Origin of the sequence: Streptomyces sp. NBC_00209, from assembly GCF_045206345.1 — a bacterium.
Taxonomy (GTDB): Bacteria; Actinomycetota; Actinomycetes; order Streptomycetales; family Streptomycetaceae; genus Streptomyces.
In genome coordinates this window covers 2,779,008-2,794,914 of the sequence record NZ_CP108121.1, presented here as the reverse complement: position 1 = coordinate 2,794,914, position 15,907 = coordinate 2,779,008, and the positions used below count along the sequence as shown (strand labels likewise).

The 15,907-nt window shown below is 71.3% G+C and carries 20 protein-coding genes and 2 tRNA genes; 9 read left to right on the top strand and 13 right to left on the bottom strand.

Features of this window, described 5'->3' with window-relative positions; genetic code table 11:
* Positions 1–229: 229 nt before the first annotated feature.
* From OG867_RS12360 to OG867_RS12310, 11 genes are all read right to left on the bottom strand, one after another.
* Complete coding sequence (locus OG867_RS12360) at positions 230–2,380, bottom strand: FtsK/SpoIIIE domain-containing protein (RefSeq protein WP_406284998.1); 2,151 nt, start codon at positions 2,378–2,380, stop codon at positions 230–232.
* 89 nt (positions 2,381–2,469) lie between these two features.
* Positions 2,470–2,790 (bottom strand): hypothetical protein, encoded by a 321-nt coding sequence (locus OG867_RS12355; protein WP_406284995.1) that lies wholly within the window; start codon positions 2,788–2,790, stop codon positions 2,470–2,472.
* A gap of 79 nt (positions 2,791–2,869) precedes the next feature.
* Positions 2,870–3,253 (bottom strand): DUF6251 family protein, encoded by a 384-nt coding sequence (locus tag OG867_RS12350; protein ID WP_406284993.1) that lies wholly within the window; start codon positions 3,251–3,253, stop codon positions 2,870–2,872.
* A gap of 15 nt (positions 3,254–3,268) precedes the next feature.
* Positions 3,269–3,604: an RRQRL motif-containing zinc-binding protein gene (locus OG867_RS12345; protein WP_406284991.1), complete on the bottom strand. Its 336-nt coding sequence runs from the start codon at positions 3,602–3,604 to the stop codon at positions 3,269–3,271.
* Positions 3,604–4,341 (bottom strand): DNA methylase, encoded by a 738-nt coding sequence (locus OG867_RS12340; protein WP_406284989.1) that lies wholly within the window; start codon positions 4,339–4,341, stop codon positions 3,604–3,606. The genes OG867_RS12345 and OG867_RS12340 overlap by 1 nt, the downstream gene beginning before the upstream one ends.
* On the bottom strand, positions 4,341–5,645 hold the full coding sequence (locus OG867_RS12335) for a hypothetical protein (protein ID WP_406284986.1): 1,305 nt from the start codon (positions 5,643–5,645) through the stop codon (positions 4,341–4,343). The genes OG867_RS12340 and OG867_RS12335 overlap by 1 nt, the downstream gene beginning before the upstream one ends.
* Positions 5,642–5,902, bottom strand: coding sequence for a hypothetical protein (locus tag OG867_RS12330; protein ID WP_406284983.1), 261 nt, complete (start codon positions 5,900–5,902; stop codon positions 5,642–5,644). The genes OG867_RS12335 and OG867_RS12330 overlap by 4 nt, the downstream gene beginning before the upstream one ends.
* Positions 5,902–6,090, bottom strand: a complete 189-nt coding sequence (locus OG867_RS12325) for a hypothetical protein (RefSeq protein WP_406284981.1) — start codon at positions 6,088–6,090, stop codon at positions 5,902–5,904. Before OG867_RS12325 ends, OG867_RS12330 begins: the two co-directional genes overlap by 1 nt.
* The gene (locus OG867_RS12320; RefSeq protein ID WP_406284979.1) at positions 6,087–6,353 is read right to left on the bottom strand and encodes a DUF6284 family protein; all 267 of its coding nucleotides are present in this window, start codon (positions 6,351–6,353) and stop codon (positions 6,087–6,089) included. Before OG867_RS12320 ends, OG867_RS12325 begins: the two co-directional genes overlap by 4 nt.
* Before the next feature lie 157 nt (positions 6,354–6,510).
* Positions 6,511–6,669 (bottom strand): hypothetical protein, encoded by a 159-nt coding sequence (locus OG867_RS12315; RefSeq protein WP_406284977.1) that lies wholly within the window; start codon positions 6,667–6,669, stop codon positions 6,511–6,513.
* Between the two features lie 753 nt (positions 6,670–7,422).
* The gene (locus OG867_RS12310; protein WP_406284974.1) at positions 7,423–8,160 is read right to left on the bottom strand and encodes a GntR family transcriptional regulator; all 738 of its coding nucleotides are present in this window, start codon (positions 8,158–8,160) and stop codon (positions 7,423–7,425) included.
* Positions 8,161–8,378: 218 nt separating this feature from the next.
* Here OG867_RS12310 and OG867_RS12305 point away from each other — a divergent pair, with 218 nt between their 5' ends.
* Positions 8,379–8,753 carry a DUF6009 family protein gene (locus tag OG867_RS12305; protein WP_406284972.1) on the top strand — a complete coding sequence of 125 codons (375 nt, stop codon included), beginning with the start codon at positions 8,379–8,381 and terminating at the stop codon, positions 8,751–8,753.
* 181 nt (positions 8,754–8,934) lie between these two features.
* On the opposite strand, the gene OG867_RS12300 is transcribed toward OG867_RS12305, so the two are convergent.
* A complete protein-coding gene (locus OG867_RS12300) occupies positions 8,935–9,591 on the bottom strand; it encodes an SDR family oxidoreductase (protein WP_406284970.1) in 657 nt (218 codons plus the stop codon).
* 34 nt (positions 9,592–9,625) lie between these two features.
* On the bottom strand, positions 9,626–10,885 hold the full coding sequence (locus tag OG867_RS12295) for an amidohydrolase family protein (protein WP_406284967.1): 1,260 nt from the start codon (positions 10,883–10,885) through the stop codon (positions 9,626–9,628).
* A 214-nt stretch (positions 10,886–11,099) separates the two neighbouring features.
* On the opposite strand from OG867_RS12295, the gene OG867_RS12290 reads away from it, so the two are divergent.
* The 8 genes from OG867_RS12290 to OG867_RS12255 all read left to right on the top strand — a co-directional run bounded on the left by OG867_RS12290 (position 11,100) and on the right by OG867_RS12255 (position 15,906).
* Positions 11,100–11,172: transfer RNA gene (locus OG867_RS12290), tRNA-Thr, on the top strand.
* 44 nt (positions 11,173–11,216) lie between these two features.
* A tRNA-Met gene (locus tag OG867_RS12285) sits at positions 11,217–11,289 on the top strand.
* Between the two features lie 89 nt (positions 11,290–11,378).
* On the top strand, positions 11,379–11,543 hold the full coding sequence (rpmG, locus tag OG867_RS12280; RefSeq protein ID WP_003956487.1) for a 50S ribosomal protein L33: 165 nt from the start codon (positions 11,379–11,381) through the stop codon (positions 11,541–11,543).
* A 133-nt stretch (positions 11,544–11,676) separates the two neighbouring features.
* Positions 11,677–12,132, top strand: a complete 456-nt coding sequence (locus OG867_RS12275) for a MaoC family dehydratase N-terminal domain-containing protein (RefSeq protein ID WP_406284965.1) — start codon at positions 11,677–11,679, stop codon at positions 12,130–12,132.
* Positions 12,129–12,557 carry a MaoC family dehydratase gene (locus OG867_RS12270; RefSeq protein ID WP_406284963.1) on the top strand — a complete coding sequence of 143 codons (429 nt, stop codon included), beginning with the start codon at positions 12,129–12,131 and terminating at the stop codon, positions 12,555–12,557. The genes OG867_RS12275 and OG867_RS12270 overlap by 4 nt, the downstream gene beginning before the upstream one ends.
* 140 nt (positions 12,558–12,697) lie before the next feature.
* Entirely contained in the window at positions 12,698–13,246 is a 549-nt protein-coding gene (locus tag OG867_RS12265; RefSeq protein ID WP_328904423.1) for a TetR/AcrR family transcriptional regulator, read from the top strand.
* A gap of 77 nt (positions 13,247–13,323) precedes the next feature.
* On the top strand, positions 13,324–14,778 hold the full coding sequence (locus OG867_RS12260) for an MFS transporter (RefSeq protein WP_406284960.1): 1,455 nt from the start codon (positions 13,324–13,326) through the stop codon (positions 14,776–14,778).
* Between the two features lie 72 nt (positions 14,779–14,850).
* Positions 14,851–15,906 carry a UDP-N-acetylmuramate dehydrogenase gene (locus tag OG867_RS12255; RefSeq protein ID WP_328901747.1) on the top strand — a complete coding sequence of 352 codons (1,056 nt, stop codon included), beginning with the start codon at positions 14,851–14,853 and terminating at the stop codon, positions 15,904–15,906.
* Position 15,907: the final 1 nt, after the last annotated feature.

Below are 15,907 nucleotides of genomic sequence, written 5' to 3'. Positions count from 1 at the left end.
TCCTTTCAGGGTGGTCCGTCGCTCCTGCTTCGGGTTCGAATCCCGGCTGTGGAGGGGTGCGGGCGGGGGTGCCCGGTCCCCCTTTACCTGCCTTACCTTGCAGGTCACAGGCCCTTACCTCCCCCGCTACCGGGGTAATGGGCCCCCGCTACTTCGGGCCCCTCCCGAACGTGCCGGGAAGGGCCCGGAGAGGGGCGCCGGGGAGGGGGCGAGGTAGTGGGGTCCCCCTCTACCCCTGGGCGAGGAGGAGTTCTGCGGGGACGGCGGCTTCGATGTCGCGGCGCTGGTATCCGGCGGCGTTGGTGCCGCTGATCTTGACCTGCTTGCTGGTGCGCTTGACGCCGGCGGCTTCGAGTTCGGCGGCGAGGCGTTCGGCGTTGAAGTCGCCGTAGACGTCCTCGTCCAGGTTCACGAGACCCGCGAGCAGGTCGGTCGTGAACATGCGAGGGCTGTGGCGCATGACTTCGAGGGCGTCGGAGAGGATCGGGGGGAGCTTGAGCCCGGCCGCGTCGGCCGCCGCCGTCACGTCCCCGGACGCGTCTCCGGTGAGCTGCCCGGCCGCCTCCCGGAGCGCACGCCCCTTGGCGCAGAGCTTGGCGAAGCCGGGGCCGTCGAGGTAGTCGGCGCGCACGGTCACGTACGACGCCGGACCGGTCACCAGCACGCCGACGCCCTTGTGCTCCTCGGACAGGACCGAGGCGTCGGCGCCTTGGGCGGCCTTGCCCTTGCCCAGCACCATGTCCGACGACGTACGGTCCACCACCTGCGTCGAGTAGCGAAGGGTGATGATCTCCCGCAGCTTCGACGGCACCGATTCCGCGTCCGGGCGCTGGGAAGCGAAGTTGGACACGAACCCGGCGGCCGGGCCGCGTCGGGCGATCCGGCACAGGTCGTTGATGACCTGCTCGCGGTCCTCGCGCTCCATCGCGGTGAAGTACTCCTGCAACTCGTCAATGGTCACGAAGATGACCGGCAGGTTGTACCGGGCGACGATGTCCGGGGTCAGCTTGCCCTCGGGGCAGATGCTGGTCGGCAGCTCCCGCAGGATCGCGAACCTGCGTTCCATCTCCACCAGGAGTTCGGAGAGCATGGCCTTGAGGGCTTCGACGGCGTCGTCCTCGGCGCCCATGACGAGGCGGTGGGCGACGGCCCGCATGGGCATCCAGTCCGCCCCGCCCTTTCCGTCGGCCACGTAGTGCCGCACATGGCTGTCGAGCAGCCCGGCCGCTGTCATCAGACGCTGTGTGAACGTCTTGCCCCGGCGGGGCAGTCCGCCGAAGAACATCGACTGCCACATGACCGGGACTTCGATGCGGTTGCCGCGGGCGTCCTGACCGAACGGGATCGGCTCCCAGATCGAGAACCTTTCCGCCGTGGCGAGCGGCGACGGGTTCGGCGTCCCCAGGTACGGGTCGTCGTCCGCGACCCACATGGAGACGCGGCCGGCGTTGCCGCCCTTGGCCGCACGGACCCGGGACATGATGACCTGGATCTCATCGACCCCGAGTTCCTGCGCGATGACCTCCCGCTTGGCGAGCACATCACTGGCGGTTTTGCCGCCGCCCCGGGGGAGGTCGAAGATCACGGCCCAGCCACGGCCGTCACGGACCGGGCCCATCGAGCAAGAAACCCGAGGCCAGTCCTTCTCGTCCTCGCCGGCCCGGCCGCTTTTCAGGAGACCGGCCGCGCGAAGCGCGTCGTTGAGCTGCTGCGCGGACATGTCCACCCGCAGCGGCGGCGCCCCCTGATCCAGGAACTGGGCATCCCTGCCCCGCCCCAGGTAGGCGAGCGGGGTCACGACGGCCGCCGCGATACCCGTCTGGAGCACCGGGTCAGCCAGCGCGATGCCGATCACGGCGCACGCGACGCCGATCGCGGCAACGCCGAACCGCCAACGACGCGTACGGGTCCGCTCGAAGTGCGCGAGCTGGAGCCGCGCGGCCAGGTCCACATCCTCGGGCCGCGCTTTCACCTGCGCGCGCAGGGCGCGGACGGTCGCGGTGTGGTCCTGCGCGGACAGCGTCGGCCACAGCCCGACCGTCGCCCGGAAGAAGCCCCGCGCGGCGAGCAGCACCGTCTTGACCAGGTACTTGGGTACCCGGAACGCGTGGAAGCGGGTGTGCCACCACGTCAGCCGGACCAGCGCGGCGGCGTTCGCGCGGATGGAGGCGGCCGACCGGGCCCAGGCGGGCAGGACCGGGGCGTCGGGCACGGTCAGCCAGTCCGCCAACGGGTTGTCCGGGCGGTCAACCGCCTCCACCACCCCGCCACCGTCGGCGGTCGTGGTCGAAGCGGTCTCGGTGGTGTCGGGGGTGGGGCGGTGGTCGTTCAGGTGGTGCAGGGTGCCCATGTCGGCGCCCTCTACGGCGAGTTCGGTCATGATGGGGCGTGCCTCTCCTGCTCAGACTTGCTGGTGGGATGAGGGGTTTGGGGGCGGCCGGTCCGGCCAAGGAGCCCGGCCGCCCCCGGTCAGCTCTCGGCGCGCAGGACGGCGCGTTCGGCGCGGCGCACGGCGTCCTCAGCGGCCCGGCGGGCCTGGCGGGCGGTGGCCCGGTCGGTGCGGGGTGCGGTGCGTTCGGTGGCCTTGGCGTTGGCGAGGGCCTGGCGGGCGTCGGCCTGCACCTGGTGCAGGGCCCGCAGTTCCAGGGCGCCGCGCTCGGCGGCCTTCTGGTCGATCTTGTCGAGCCGGGCTTCCAGGGCAGGGTCGACGCAGTCGGCGAGGGCCTGGCGGAAGCCCTTGCGAAGCAGCTTGTTGCGCTCGCGCTTCTCGGCGGGGGTGTAACTGTGCATCTCGGTGCCTCCCGGGGTGTGGGCCGGGCTGTCCGGCCCTCCGCCCGCCCGGCACGATGTCCGGGCGGACAGGGGGCCGTCAGCGGCGGCGACGGGCCCGGGACACCGCCTTGGAGGCGGCCTTGCCCTCGCTGCTGCCGACCGACTTCACGACGGTGACGACGCCCCAGGTCATGACGGCGGCGAGGAACGCGAGCAGGGCGAGGTTCGCGGCAATCGCGGTCAGGACGCCGACCAGCAGCGGCCCGAAGTACACCCCGGCCGCCACCGTCCCGGCACCGATCCCGGAGCCCAGCGCGAGGCGCTGGACGGTGCGGTCGGGCGGGGCGTGGTGGATGTGCTGGACGATCTGCGGCGGGCCCGTCTGCGGGGCGGGCAGGTTCGCCGGATCGGCGTAGGTGTAGGTGCCATCCGGGAGCTGGACGACGGTGACCGCCCGGGGTACGGGCAAGTTCGGGTCCATGCGAGTCCTTCCAGGTCAGGAAGTCGGCGAAGGGGAGTCGTGGCAGGTGACGCACATGCCGAGTGAGCGCGGGATGCAGTACCCGGCATCGGTCCGGCAGGCGGGGCAGGTGCGGCGGGCACGCATGGCCTTGGCGAGCGCGGCGGCTCGGGCCGGGGTCATGGGCCGTACCGGGCGGGCGAGGTCGATGCGGTAGAGGTAGGCGACCAGCGGTTCGCGGCGGCGCCGGGGCCGTGCGAGGACGGCAGCGACGTCCTGACCGCCGGGCCGCAGTCCCATCGCGCGGAGCTGGCGGCGGGTGGCGTAGCCGTCGGGGGCCAGGTGCCACCGGTATTCGGGGATGGTGGCCATCAGACGGCCACCGCCAGTTCGTGCGGGGTGGGGCGGGCGAGGTGTCGCAGCCGGGTGGTGGGGCAGGGCATGGTGGCCGCGCTCCAGTCGTCGGCGATGAAGTCGCGGCCGATGTAGTGGGTGTAGGCGGGTGGGATGGCTTCGGTGAGTTCGTCGTGGGCGTGGGTCCAGGTGATGCCCATGGCCTGCTGCATCTCGGTGACGGTGCCTTTGCCGCCGCCCTTGCCGTACGCGGCGATGTACGGGCCGTCACGCCACACCCCGTGGCGCCACCCCCGCACCGGACCCCGGTGCGGCTTGTGCACGGCCGCCGGGGGAGCCCAGTACGGGCCCAGCTCGAAGTAGCGGTGACGGATCACCGACAGCCCGAACATCTCCCCGCACAGCAGCAGGTCCTTGCGCAGGTGGGCGCCCTGGACGTTCTCGATGACGTACGGGACGCCGTACCACTCGCACACCTGACGTACCTGCGGGATGAGGTCGATGTGGTTGCGGCGGCCCCGGTTGGTGCCCTTGGTCAACGCGCAGGACGCCTGGCACGGCGGGGAGTAGTGGACCAGGTCGAATTCCTGGCACAGCTCCCGCGCCGCATCCAGCGCATCCCCTTGCACGAACGTGAACGGGTAGGCGGGGCGAGGGACGATGTCCACACCGGTCACGTCGAACCCGGCGAGGTAGTAGCCCATCGACGCCCCGCCCGCGCAGCAGAACAGATCCAGCACACGCGGCCGGCGCATCACGCCACCGCCTCAGCCGGTGCGGCCGATCGCTCGGACCGCAGGGTCTCGCGCAGGACGCGGGCCTTGGCCGGGGAGGTGTGGACGGCCTTGCGGATCGCTTCGGCCGTCAGGTCGGCGGTCGACCAGTCGGCGGTTGCCGATCGGGCCTCATCGAGCAACTGATCGGCGGTGCGGACCGGCCGCTTCGATCGGGCGGCGTCCGGCACACGGCCGGTCGCCCGACGCGGATGCGTCGACTCTGCGGCCACCGCACGCACGCGGGGCGCCTCGATCGCCTTCACGACATCTACGACCACCGGGGCGGGCAGCACCACCGGGCGCGGCGTCGACTCTCCCAGGTCAGCCATAGACCGATTTGATGATGTATCCACCGATTCAACGGCCGGGGAGGCGATCGGACGGCGGCGGCGCAGCCACCCGCCGGTGCGGGGTCGGGCGGGTTGTGCGGGGCGTTGGGCGGCGGCGAGAGCGGCGACCGATCGGGCGGCCCGCTCGTGCAGCTTCGGGGTCATGCCGGGCTCGTCCGTGCCGGTCTCGATCTCCCAGGCGCGGGCGAACGCGTCCTCGAAGGACAGCTCACCGAACGGTGCGGCCGACACCAGCCGATCGGCCACGAGAGCGATCGACCGGTGCTGACGGCGCCGCTTGCGGTCGTGCCGACACCGGGCCTTGTCCTCGGCGGTGCCGGTCTTCACGGACAGGGTGGTCACCCACTGGCGCACCTCGAACAGGAGCGGGCCCAGCAGCGTGACCGCCGCAAGCCCGATCCCCGCCGTCCGCGCGTCCGAAGCGGACAGGCCCGGCAGGTGGGTGCCGTAGGTGTAGTTGATGGACGCGGCGAACCCCGCCGCAGCGACGACCAGTGACCGCAGCAGCCACCGCACCCACACCGGCAACCCCCGCTCATCCGCGTAGGCGACACCGGCCGCCATCACCCACGCCGCCCCCTCGATCGCCAACGGCAACGGAAGCAGCGTCGGAGAGATCACGACGAAATGCAGCACCTGCGCCGGCAGCGACCCCAGAGCGGACGCCGTCACCAGAGCGAGCGTGCCCTTGCGGTACACGTTGCCCGCCGTCAGCGCCTCACCCCGAGCCGCACGCCGCACCGCACGGGCCGCAGCCCGCGCCTGCCGTACCCGGTCCCGCTCCGCGCGCTCCTGCTCGCGCAGCTTGGCGGCTCGCTCGTCGGCGACCCGCTCCCGCTCCGCGCGGCGTTCGTCGGCGGCGGCCCGGTCGATGCGGCGCTGTTCGGCGTCGGCCGCACGGTCCGCGCGGCGCTCCTCGGCATAGACGCTCATGACACACCGCCCTTCTTGGGCGAGGTGAAGGTGGCGTACTCGCCGGGAGGGCAGACGTAGTTGGACAGGGCGCCTTCGGCCGCGACGGCCGCCGCACCGAGCAGTGAGATACCGGCAGCGGCAGCGGTGGAGTGATCGGCGGCGGTGTGGGCGACCAGAGCGGCGGCCTGAGATGCCCGGCGTGCCAGGTTCGGAGTGCCGTCCGTGTCCGTCATGTGGTTGATGGCCAGGTCGCGGACCTTGTCACGGAAGCCCATCACTCTGCCCCGTCCTTCCCGTACAGGAACCGGAAGAGGGCGAGCTGCAACTCCACCCAGTCCAAGCCGCCGGCGAGCTCGGGGTAGCCGTGCCGAACGAGCACGTCCGCCACGTCGATGGACAGGCCCCGGGTGAACCGGGCGTCGTCCTCGGGCCGAGGACTGAGGGGGTAGGCGCGGGCGCTCATGCGGCACCGCCCGGCTGCACCGTGACGGTGCGGTTGGTCAGGTCGCGGCGCGCGGCCATGACCCGGTTCCGGGCCCGGCGGATACGCCGTACGTCCAGCTCACTGGCCGGGCGGACGAGGGTCATGATCTGCGCGTCGAGCAGCTCGACCTCCGCCCGGATGAGCGGCATCTCGTGCTCGATCGCGTCCAGCTCGGCGGCCGGCGGCTCGAAGCCGAGCGACGCGGCCGTAACAAGGCCCTGAAGGGCAGCGATGGGGATCATGGGTCGTTGTCTCCTTGCGGTAGGACGGCCCAACAGCACCCCGGAGTAGCCGCTCCGGGGTGCTGGCCGTTGGGTGATAGGCCACCTGAGGGTGGCGGTGCCCCGGGCCGGATTCGATCCGGCGCCCTCGCGGCGTGATCCGGGGCGGTGGTGCGGCCTAGCGGACGCTGGGGCTGCCGTGGCTGCCGTGGGCGCCGTAGACGAGTCCCTGGGGGTCCGTGGGCCCGTGGGCGGCCTTCCAGGCGGCCTGGGCTGCCTTGTCCTCGGCCGCAGCTTCGGCGGCGAGTTGGGCGCGAAGGTCCTCGTTGCTCTGCACAGCGGTTCCTCTCGTCTGGCCACCCGCTGCTGCGGGCGGCTCGTGCCCCGGGCCGGATTCGATCCGGCGGCATCACGCCGGGTCCGGGGCGGGGTGGTTCAGCGGCCGGAACCGCCGGAGGAACGGCGGTTGACCTCGCTGACCTTCTTCGACAGCGCCTCGCGCTCCTGCTCTGTCAGACTGCTGATCACAGGTGCCTCCTACTCAGGTGCCTGTATCGCGGCACCCCGGTTGCCCCCGGGGTGCCGCCGTGGTTCCGGACCCTCCGGCTCCCCTCAACCCCGCCCGTACGACACCGCGCTCGGCGGGCCGGACGGACGAGGGAGGCAACCGGCCCCAGCACGGCGGCTGCGGCGGTCAGATGACGCGGTGGGCGCGGCCGGCCTGCCGGTCCAGCAGATACGGCGCCCACGTATGTCGGCGACTCATCAGGTGCTCCTTCGGTCAGCGGACAGGGATCAAGCACTGCAAGGGGGACCTCGTCCCCACTCGCCGGCCGTTGCTCGCGGTCACCGGGCCACCTCGCCAGTCGGGCCGAAGCCCTGTCCTCTGGCCTTTAGCGGGATTGCAGCGTCCCCGCCCTCAGCGGAGCGACCACAGGGCCGCTCGGGGAAGTCGCATGCCGACCAAGCCCTTTCGGGTCGGGAGTCGGCGTTGACCTCCCTAGGGATATTTATGGCACATCTCCCTAGGGAGGTCAACGGGACATGAAAAAAGGGCCCCTGGGAGGGCCCTCGGCTTGTGCGGTCGGGGTCAGCCGGAAATGTGGTACTCCATGACGTACACCCCGGCGTTCAGCAGCATGCGGTTCACCTCGACCGGCGTCCCGTCCTCTGTTATCGCGGTCCGGTAGATCTCGACAACAGGTGTGCTGTCGGTCAGGTGCAGGCGTTCGGACTCCTCCGAGCTGGGCATGCGGGATCGGAGCTCTTCCACGAAGCGGACTGGCTTGACATCGAGGTCGGCCAGCCGCGCGTACACCCCGCCCGGTCCCGTGTCCTCTTGGGCGATTGCGGAGTCTCGTACGAGATCAGCAGGCAGGTACGAGACTGCGGCTTGTACGGGCTCGCCCTCCACGGCGTAGACGCGGTCCCGAACAACGACGGCTGCGCCGGCCTGCAAGCCGAGCATGCGGGCCACGTCGTCAGGGGCCTGGGCTTCGTAGACCCGCAGGTCCGTCACCCTCAGGGGGCGGTCGCCCACGTCGCTGCTCCAAATCGACCGGCCGGAGCCCCACCCGGACGGCGACAGGCGAGCGTTCGCCACGCGCCGGATCGGCTGGAAGTCGCGCACGTACGTACCGCTTCCTTTGCGCCGGACGGCCAACCCCTCGCTTACGAGCAGCATGAGGGCGCGGCGTGCCGTCTCCTTCGCCACTCCGTGCTGCTTCACGAGGGCGGGTTCGCCGGGAAGCCGCGCGCCGGGGGCGAGATTGCCGGAGCGGATGCGCTCCCGCAGTTCGTTGGCGATCTCCCGCGCGGTTTCGGCCATCGGTCTTCTCCTCCCTAGGGTGATCGTGTTGCCAGCTTGGCACATGATGAGCCAAGTGCTGCACAGGAACGACCGCAACTGATCATGAAGGTAAGCGCTGTCCCGTTTTGGCCAGCGAGTTTGTACAGCGCAGTGCTTACACGCCCGACCATGGCTTGCCGCGGGCGACGCCAGGAAAGGATGGACCGCGACGCCAAAGTTTCCCCGACTGAGGAGCGATGTTGCGCGAGGACCAGCAAGCCTTGAGGCACGAAGAAGAGATCGTGTGGACCGAAGATGTCACCGAGTTCGACTACGTTCGTCAGACCGTGCACCACATGGCATCGACACGTCGGAGGCCGCTTGCGTGGACGGGAACTGGTCGGCGCGTGGGCTACTCGGTGCTCAACGCTGATACCCCCAGCGGAGAAGAGACAGGCAAGTTTGTCCGCCGGATCTTCTGGGTGAAGCCGCACGATCGTTCCGAAGATCCGGACGGGACTTATAAGGTCTCGGCACCGAGCGAGGCCATCGACCCGCGAACCGTTGCCCCTGGTATCTGGGGTGAGCTGACCGAGCGCGCGTGGGGCGGGCCCTTTCCCTCAGGGGGATGAAACTGCTCCCTCATCCCCCAGGCGTGCCCCAGGAAGGCGAGAGACTAAGAAAGCGGCAGGTGAGACGGGCTAGACGCGGCCCGCTGTAAATCTGCCGGCTCAGCCTACCCAGGTTCGAACCCTGGCGCCGCCACAAGCAAGGCCCCCGTTCTTCGAACGGGGGCCTTCTTCGTGCGGCGGGTCAGTTGCCCGCGATGTCCTTCACCGCGACCGTCAACGGCACGTTGCCCGAGATCAGTTCCAGGGTCAGGCCCGCCGTGGCCGGGGTGTCCAGGAGCTCGACCAGGGCCGCCGCCACGTCGTCGCGGGGGACCGGGCCCCGGCCCGTGGACGCGGCCAGGAGGACCTGGCCGGTGCCGGCGTCGTTGGTGAGCATCCCGGGGCGCAGGATCGTCCAGTCCAGGGCGGCGCGGGAGCGCACGTCCGCGTCCGCCTCGCCCTTGGCCCGCAGATACACGTCGAACACCTCGTCCCCGGCGTGGTCCGGGTCCGCGCCCATGGACGAGACCACGACGTAACGCCGCACCCCCGCCCGCTCCGCCGCGTCCGCGAAGAGCACGGCCGCGCCCCGGTCCACGGTGTCCTTGCGGGCCGTGCCGCTGTCGGGGCCCGCACCGGCCGCGAAGACCGCCGCGTCGGCCCCCCGCAGTGCCTCGGCGACCTCATCGACCGTGGCCGATTCCAGATCCAGCACCACGGGCTCGGCGCCCACCGCCCTGAGGTCGTCGCTCTGTCCGGGGTTGCGGATGATGCCGGCCGCCTCATCCCCGCGCGCGGCGAGCAACCGCTCCAGCCGCAGCGCGATCTGACCATGTCCACCTGCGATGACAATGCGCATACGACCGACGGTACGCCGGAGCGCGCCGCGACGCTCACGGCCCGCCGGTGGATTCCGGCCGTCCCTGGCGGGGAAGACCGGGCCCGCCGCCGCCCTCCGAGTCGCAGTACTCGCGCACCGCGCTGGTCCGGGCCACCACCCGCCCCCGGTGCACCACGATCCGGCTGTACGCCAGCGACAGCGCCCCGGCCAGCCCTTCCCCGCGTACGGCGAGCAGCTCGGCCGGGAAGCCCGCCTCGACGCGGACCTCGGGGAGCCCCATGACGTGCCGGGCCTCGGCGGACACCGCCGCGTAGGCGTGCTCGGGGCGCAGGCCGCCCTGCGAGGCCAGCAGGAACGCCGCCTCCAGCGGGTCGCCGCGCCCCACCGGGTTGGCCGGATCGCGCAGGGCCCCGCTGCCCGCGGTGACCCGCACCCCGGCCTCGCGCAGCAGCCGTACGGGGGCGGCGCCCCGGTGCTCCGTGCCGCAGCAGCCGCCCTGCGGGAGGCAGGTGACACTCACCCCGGCGGCCGCCAGCTGCCCGGCCGCCCGGGCGGCGACGTCGGCGGGGAGGCGGGCGAGACCGGCGCAGGGGCCGATGGTGACCTCCTGGCGCAGGCCGCCCGCCAGCGCGGCGAACCGGGCCAGCCGGGCGGGGTCGTCGCCGTCCAGGTGCAGGTCCACGGGGCAGCCGTGCTCGGCGGCGACTTCGAGGACGGCCTCGACGTATCCCGCCGGGTCCGGGTCGAGGTCCGGGCGGCCGCCGACCGCGCCGGCGCCCATCTTCACCGCGTCGCGGAGCATCGCCAGGTTGCCCGCCCCGGCGACGCCGGTGAGCAGTCGGGGGACGGCGACCGGGGTCAGGTCGGCCAGGCCGCGCAGCGAGCGCTGGGCCTGGAGGACGGCTTCGAGCGCCGCCAGGCCCTGGAGGTCGCCGATCCGCACGTGCGAGCGCAGGGCCGTCGCGCCGTGGCCGAGCTGGAGCAGGGCGGCCTCGGTGGCGCGCCGCCGGATGTCCTCGGGACGCTCGGACGCGGGCCCGGAGCCGTCCGCGGTGAGGGCGGTGTCGCTGTGGGCGTGCGGCTCGGCGGGCGCGGGGAGCAGGAGGTGGCCGCGCAGGTCGAGGCGGGCGCCGGGGGCGGCGGTGAGGCTGCCCGCGGTCCCGACGGCCTCGATGCGGCCGCCGCAGACCCGTACGTCCACGACGCGGCCGTCGGCGAGGCGGGCGCCGCAGAGCGTCAGGGCGGAGGTCTCCGGGCCGCCGGTGGTGTCGGCCGCGTGGTCGTCGGGCCGCCGCGGCTGGCTGTCGGACATCGTGCTCCTGGGAAGGGGTCAAGATCACGCAGAGTGAGTAGAGCCTAGGGGTGGGCGGGGCCCGGTCGGAGGAGGAGCGAAATAGTCGTACCGGTGCGGCCTTGCTGATCAGCGGTGTGAGGGTGCCCGGAGCGGGGTACGCGACCAGGTCGGTTGGGCACCGGGAAACGGATTTGGGCGATCGGCGACCGAGCGTGTAATGTCTTCATCGCTCGCCCCAATAGCTCAGTCGGTAGAGCGTCTCCATGGTAAGGAGAAGGTCTGCGGTTCGATTCCGCATTGGGGCTCTGGTGATCGGAAACCCCGCTTCGGCGGGGGGCCCAGTCATCAAAGCGGTGTAGCTCAGTCGGTAGAGCAAGCGGCTCATAATCGCTGTGTCACCGGTTCAAGTCCGGTCACCGCTACTTAAAAGTAGCCGATTGTGGGGTCGGTCCTTCGATCGGCTACTCTTTTTTGCGTTCATCCGTCCATCGTCCGTCCAAGGAGCACTCACGTGGCTGCCACCGACGTCCGCCCGAAGATCACGCTGGCCTGCGTGGAGTGCAAGGAGCGGAACTACATCACCAAGAAGAACCGGCGTAACAACCCGGACCGTCTTGAGATGAAGAAGCACTGCCCGCGCTGCAACTCGCACACTGCGCACCGCGAAACGCGCTGAAACAGGCTCGTACACGAGGCCGTCCCCTTCGGGGGGCGGCCTCGTGTCGTTGTGCGGCGGGTTTGGCGTTGAATGGGGCCGGACGCCGTCACAGGCCGGCCCCGTCGTTCTTTCATCAGGAGGTTGCGAGTTCATGGCGCTCGACCAGTCCTTCGTGGGACGGACCTATCCGCCCACCGCGCCGTACGAGGTCGGACGGGAGAAGATCCGCGAGTTCGCCGAGGCCGTGGGCGACGCCCACCCCGCGTACACCGATCCCGAGGCCGCGAAGGCCCTCGGCCACGCCGATGTGATCGCGCCGCCGACCTTCGTGTTCTCGATCACCTTCAAGGCCGCCGGCCAGGTCATCGAGGACCCCCAGCTCGGCCTGGACTACAGCCGGGTCGTGCACGGCGACCAGAAGTTCGTCTACGTCCGCCCCGTGCGCGCCGGCGACCGGCTGTCGGTCGTCTCGACCATCGAGGCCGTGAAGTCGATGGCGGGCAACGACATCCTGGACGTCCGCGGTGACGTCCACGACGAGTCCGGTGAGCTGGTCGTGACCGCTTGGACGAAGCTGGTGGCGCGCGCCGCCGAGGAGGCGCGATGACGGCGAAGGTGAGTTACGAGTCCGTCGAGGTCGGTACGGAGCTGCCGGCGCGGTCCTTCCCGGTCACCCGGGCGACGCTCGTGCAGTACGCGGGTGCCTCGGGCGACTTCAACCCGATCCACTGGAACGAGCGCTTCGCGCGCGAGGTCGGGCTGCCCGATGTGATCGCGCACGGCATGTTCACCATGGCCGAGGCGATCCGCGTGGTCACGGACTGGACCGGCGACCCGGGCGCGGTGGTCGAGTACGGGGTGCGCTTCACCAAGCCCGTCGTGGTCCCGAACGACGACAAGGGCGCGCAGGTCGAGGTCAGCGGCAAGGTGGGCGCCCTGCTGGACGACCGGCGGGTGCGCGTGGACCTGACGGTCATGAGCGACGGCAAGAAGGTCCTGGGCATGTCCCGGGCCGTGGTGCAGCTCGCCTGACAGCGGCGGGCGGCGCGACGCGATGTAAGGGGCACGGTCCAGGGGGCCGTGCCCCTTACGCGTACCGCCGTTCGCAACTCCGCCCACGCCCCAGCTTGACGAAGTTAGTGATTGAGTACTAACTTATGGGCATGGCAAGGATGAGTGCAGATGAGCGACGCGAGAGCGTCATTCGCGCGGCGATCACCGAGTTCGCCCGCGGCGGGTACAGCGCGACCTCCACCGCGGTGATCGCCCAGCGGGTGGGCGTCTCGCAGCCGTACCTCTTCCGCCTCTTCCCCAACAAGGAAGCGATGTTCCTCGCGGCGGCCGAGCGCTGCCTGGAGGAGACCCGGCAGGTCTTCGCCGATGTGGCCGACGGGCTGGACAGCGAGGACGCGCTGCATGCCATGGCCCGCGCCTACCAGCAGTTGATCGCCGACGACCCCGACAAGCTGCTCATGCAGATGCAGGTGTACGCGGCCGTCGCCGCCGCGGAGGCCGCCGGTGACCACGAGTTCGGCGAGGCGGTGCGGGCCGGCTGGCTGGAGCTCTTCGACTCCGTCAACCTCGCACTCGGCGCCGACGTGGGCGAGGCCACTCAGTTCCTCGCGTACGGCATGCTCGCCAACACCCTGACCTCGCTCGGCTTTGCGGCCGGACACCGGATCTGGTCCGGTTTCTTCGACTCCGCCCAGCCGGTCTCCTGAACGCGTACGACGCCGGGTTCGGCCCGGTTTTCTGCCCAGAAAAGTTAGTAATCAATAACTAACCCTCAGGGGGAGCAGTGAACCAGCAATCGACAGGCCGCGCGGGAGCGACCTGGGCCCTCGTCATCACCAGCGTCGCCGGCTTCATGGCGGCTCTCGACAACCTCGTCGTCACCACCGCCCTGCCGTCCATCCGCGAAAGCCTCGGCGGAGAGATGGAGGAGCTGGAGTGGACGGTCAACGCCTACACGCTCACCTTCGCCGTCCTGCTGATGTTCGGCGCCGCGCTCGGTGACCGCTTCGGCCGCCGCCGGCTCTTCCTCACCGGCCTCACCGTCTTCACCGGCGCCTCCGCCGCGGCCGCCCTCTCGCCCGGCATCAACGAACTCATCGCCTTCCGCGCCGTCCAGGGCGTCGGTGCCGCGATCATGATGCCGCTCACGCTCACCCTGCTCACCGCCGCGGTGGAACCCGCCCGACGGGGCATGGCGCTCGGTATCTTCAGCGCCGCGACCGGCCTCGCCGTGGCCAGCGGACCCCTGATCGGCGGCAGCCTCACCGAGCACATCTCCTGGCAGTGGATCTTCTGGCTCAACGTCCCGATCGGCCTGCTCCTGCTGCCGCTCGCCCGCTTCCGCCTCGCGGAGTCGTACGCCCCCGGCGCCCGGCTCGACGTCCCCGGCACCCTCCTCGTCAGCGGCGGCCTCTTCGGCATCGTCTACGGCCTCGTCAACGCCAACGCCGACGGCTGGACCAGCCCGACCGTCCTGACCTCCCTCAGCGCCGGCATCGTGCTCATCGGCGCCTTCATCCGCCACGGCTTCCGGGGCCGCAAGCCCATGCTCCCCATGCAGCTCTTCCGGGACCGCGGCTTCTTCGGGATCAACATCGCCAGCATGCTGATGTACCTCGGGATGTTCGGCGCGATCTTCCTGCTCAGCCAGTACCTCCAGGGCGTCCTGGGCTACTCGCCGACCGAGGCAGGGCTGCGGATGCTGCCCTGGACCGGCATGCCGATGCTCGTCGCCCCCATCGCCGGGATGCTCTCCGACCGGTTCGGCGGCCGCCCGGTGGTCGTGACCGGGCTCGCCCTCCAGGCGGTCGGCCTCGCCCTCTTCGCCCTGGTCATCGCCCCGGACGCCTCCTACGTCTCGCAGCTGCCCGCCCTGATCATCGGCGGCATCGGAATGGCCCTGTACTTCGCGCCGGCCGCCAGCCTGGTCATGTCCAGCGTCCGCCCCGGTGACCAGGGCATCGCCTCCGGTGCCAACAACGCCCTCCGCGAGGTCGGCGGCGCCCTCGGGGTCGCCGTGCTCACCACCGTCTTCGCCTCGCAGGGCGGCCTGGAGTCCGCGCAGTCCTTCACCGACGGCACCGTGCCCGCCGTCTGGATCGGCTCCGGAGTCGTCGCCCTGGCCGCGCTCGTCGCCCTGATGATCCCCGGCCGCCGCGCCGCCGGTACGCAGGAGGCCGCCGTCGAGGCGGACGGACCCGACGCCCACGCCGAGGAGCCGGTCTCCGTACCCGCCTGACGCACGCCGCACCCGCCACACGGTCCGTGGCCCCGCCCAGACGGCGGGGCCACGGACCGTACCCTTGTCCCCGTGCAGGAACTCCACGACGCGCCCCTCGCCCCCCTGACCACCTTCCGGCTCGGCGGCCCCGCCACCCGGCTCCTCACGGCCACCACGGACACCGAGGTGATCGACGCCGTGCGCGAGGCCGACGACAGCGGCACCCCGCTCCTGATCATCGGCGGCGGCAGCAATCTGGTCATCGGCGACAAGGGCTTCGAGGGCACCGCCCTGCGGATCGCCACCAAGGGCTTCGTCCTCGACGGCGGCTCCCTTGAGCTGGCCGCCGGTGAGGTCTGGACCGACGCCGTCACCCGCACCGTGGAGGCCGGCCTCGCGGGCCTCGAATGCCTGGCCGGCATCCCCGGCTCGGCGGGTGCTACGCCGATCCAGAACGTCGGGGCGTACGGACAGGAGGTGTCCGCCACCATCACGGAGGTCGTCGCCTACGACCGGCGCACCCGGGAAACGGTCGTCCTGCCCAACTCCGAGTGCGCGTTCTCCTACCGGCACAGCCGCTTCAAGGCCGAACCCGACCGGTACGTGGTGCTGCGTGTCCGCTTCGGTCTGGAGGAGGCCGGCGGGCTGTCGGCGCCCCTGAAGTACCCGGAGACCGCGCGGGCCATGGGGGTCCGGGAGGGCGAGCGCGTTCCCGCCGCCGAGGCCCGCGAAACGGTGCTCCGGCTGCGCGCCGGCAAGGGCATGGTCCTCGACCCCGAGGACCACGACTCGTGGTCGGCCGGGTCCTTCTTCACCAACCCGATCCTGGAGCAGGCCGAGTTCGACGCGTTCCTGGCCCGGGTCGCCGACCGGCTCGGCCCCGAGGTGACACCCCCCGCCTTCCCCGCCGGTGAGGGCCGCACCAAGACCTCCGCCGCCTGGCTCATCGACCGGGCCGGCTTCACCAAGGGCTACGGCACCGGACCCGCCCGCATCTCCACCAAGCACACGCTCGCCCTCACCAACCGGGGCGCGGCGACCACGGAGGACCTGCTCGCCCTGGCGCGCGAGGTCGTGGCCGGGGTGCACGCGGCCTTCGGCGTCACCCTGGTCAACGAACCGGTGACGGTGGGCGTCAGCCTTTAGG

Excerpts from the sequence above, each read along its gene's own strand:
- OG867_RS12360 (WP_406284998.1), bottom strand. The coding sequence starts at position 2,380 with ATGACCGAACTCGCCGTAGAGGGCGCCGACATGGGCACCCTGCACCAC.
- OG867_RS12355 (WP_406284995.1), bottom strand. The coding sequence starts at position 2,790 with ATGCACAGTTACACCCCCGCCGAGAAGCGCGAGCGCAACAAGCTGCTT.
- OG867_RS12350 (WP_406284993.1), bottom strand. The coding sequence starts at position 3,253 with ATGGACCCGAACTTGCCCGTACCCCGGGCGGTCACCGTCGTCCAGCTC.
- OG867_RS12345 (WP_406284991.1), bottom strand. The coding sequence starts at position 3,604 with ATGGCCACCATCCCCGAATACCGGTGGCACCTGGCCCCCGACGGCTAC.
- OG867_RS12340 (WP_406284989.1), bottom strand. The coding sequence starts at position 4,341 with ATGCGCCGGCCGCGTGTGCTGGATCTGTTCTGCTGCGCGGGCGGGGCG.
- OG867_RS12335 (WP_406284986.1), bottom strand. The coding sequence starts at position 5,645 with ATGAGCGTCTATGCCGAGGAGCGCCGCGCGGACCGTGCGGCCGACGCC.
- OG867_RS12330 (WP_406284983.1), bottom strand. The coding sequence starts at position 5,902 with ATGGGCTTCCGTGACAAGGTCCGCGACCTGGCCATCAACCACATGACG.
- OG867_RS12325 (WP_406284981.1), bottom strand. The coding sequence starts at position 6,090 with ATGAGCGCCCGCGCCTACCCCCTCAGTCCTCGGCCCGAGGACGACGCC.
- OG867_RS12320 (WP_406284979.1), bottom strand. The coding sequence starts at position 6,353 with ATGATCCCCATCGCTGCCCTTCAGGGCCTTGTTACGGCCGCGTCGCTC.
- OG867_RS12310 (WP_406284974.1), bottom strand. The coding sequence starts at position 8,160 with ATGGCCGAAACCGCGCGGGAGATCGCCAACGAACTGCGGGAGCGCATC.
- OG867_RS12305 (WP_406284972.1), top strand. The coding sequence starts at position 8,379 with ATGTTGCGCGAGGACCAGCAAGCCTTGAGGCACGAAGAAGAGATCGTG.
- OG867_RS12300 (WP_406284970.1), bottom strand. The coding sequence starts at position 9,591 with ATGCGCATTGTCATCGCAGGTGGACATGGTCAGATCGCGCTGCGGCTG.
- OG867_RS12295 (WP_406284967.1), bottom strand. The coding sequence starts at position 10,885 with ATGTCCGACAGCCAGCCGCGGCGGCCCGACGACCACGCGGCCGACACC.
- OG867_RS12275 (WP_406284965.1), top strand. The coding sequence starts at position 11,677 with ATGGCGCTCGACCAGTCCTTCGTGGGACGGACCTATCCGCCCACCGCG.
- OG867_RS12270 (WP_406284963.1), top strand. The coding sequence starts at position 12,129 with ATGACGGCGAAGGTGAGTTACGAGTCCGTCGAGGTCGGTACGGAGCTG.
- OG867_RS12265 (WP_328904423.1), top strand. The coding sequence starts at position 12,698 with ATGAGTGCAGATGAGCGACGCGAGAGCGTCATTCGCGCGGCGATCACC.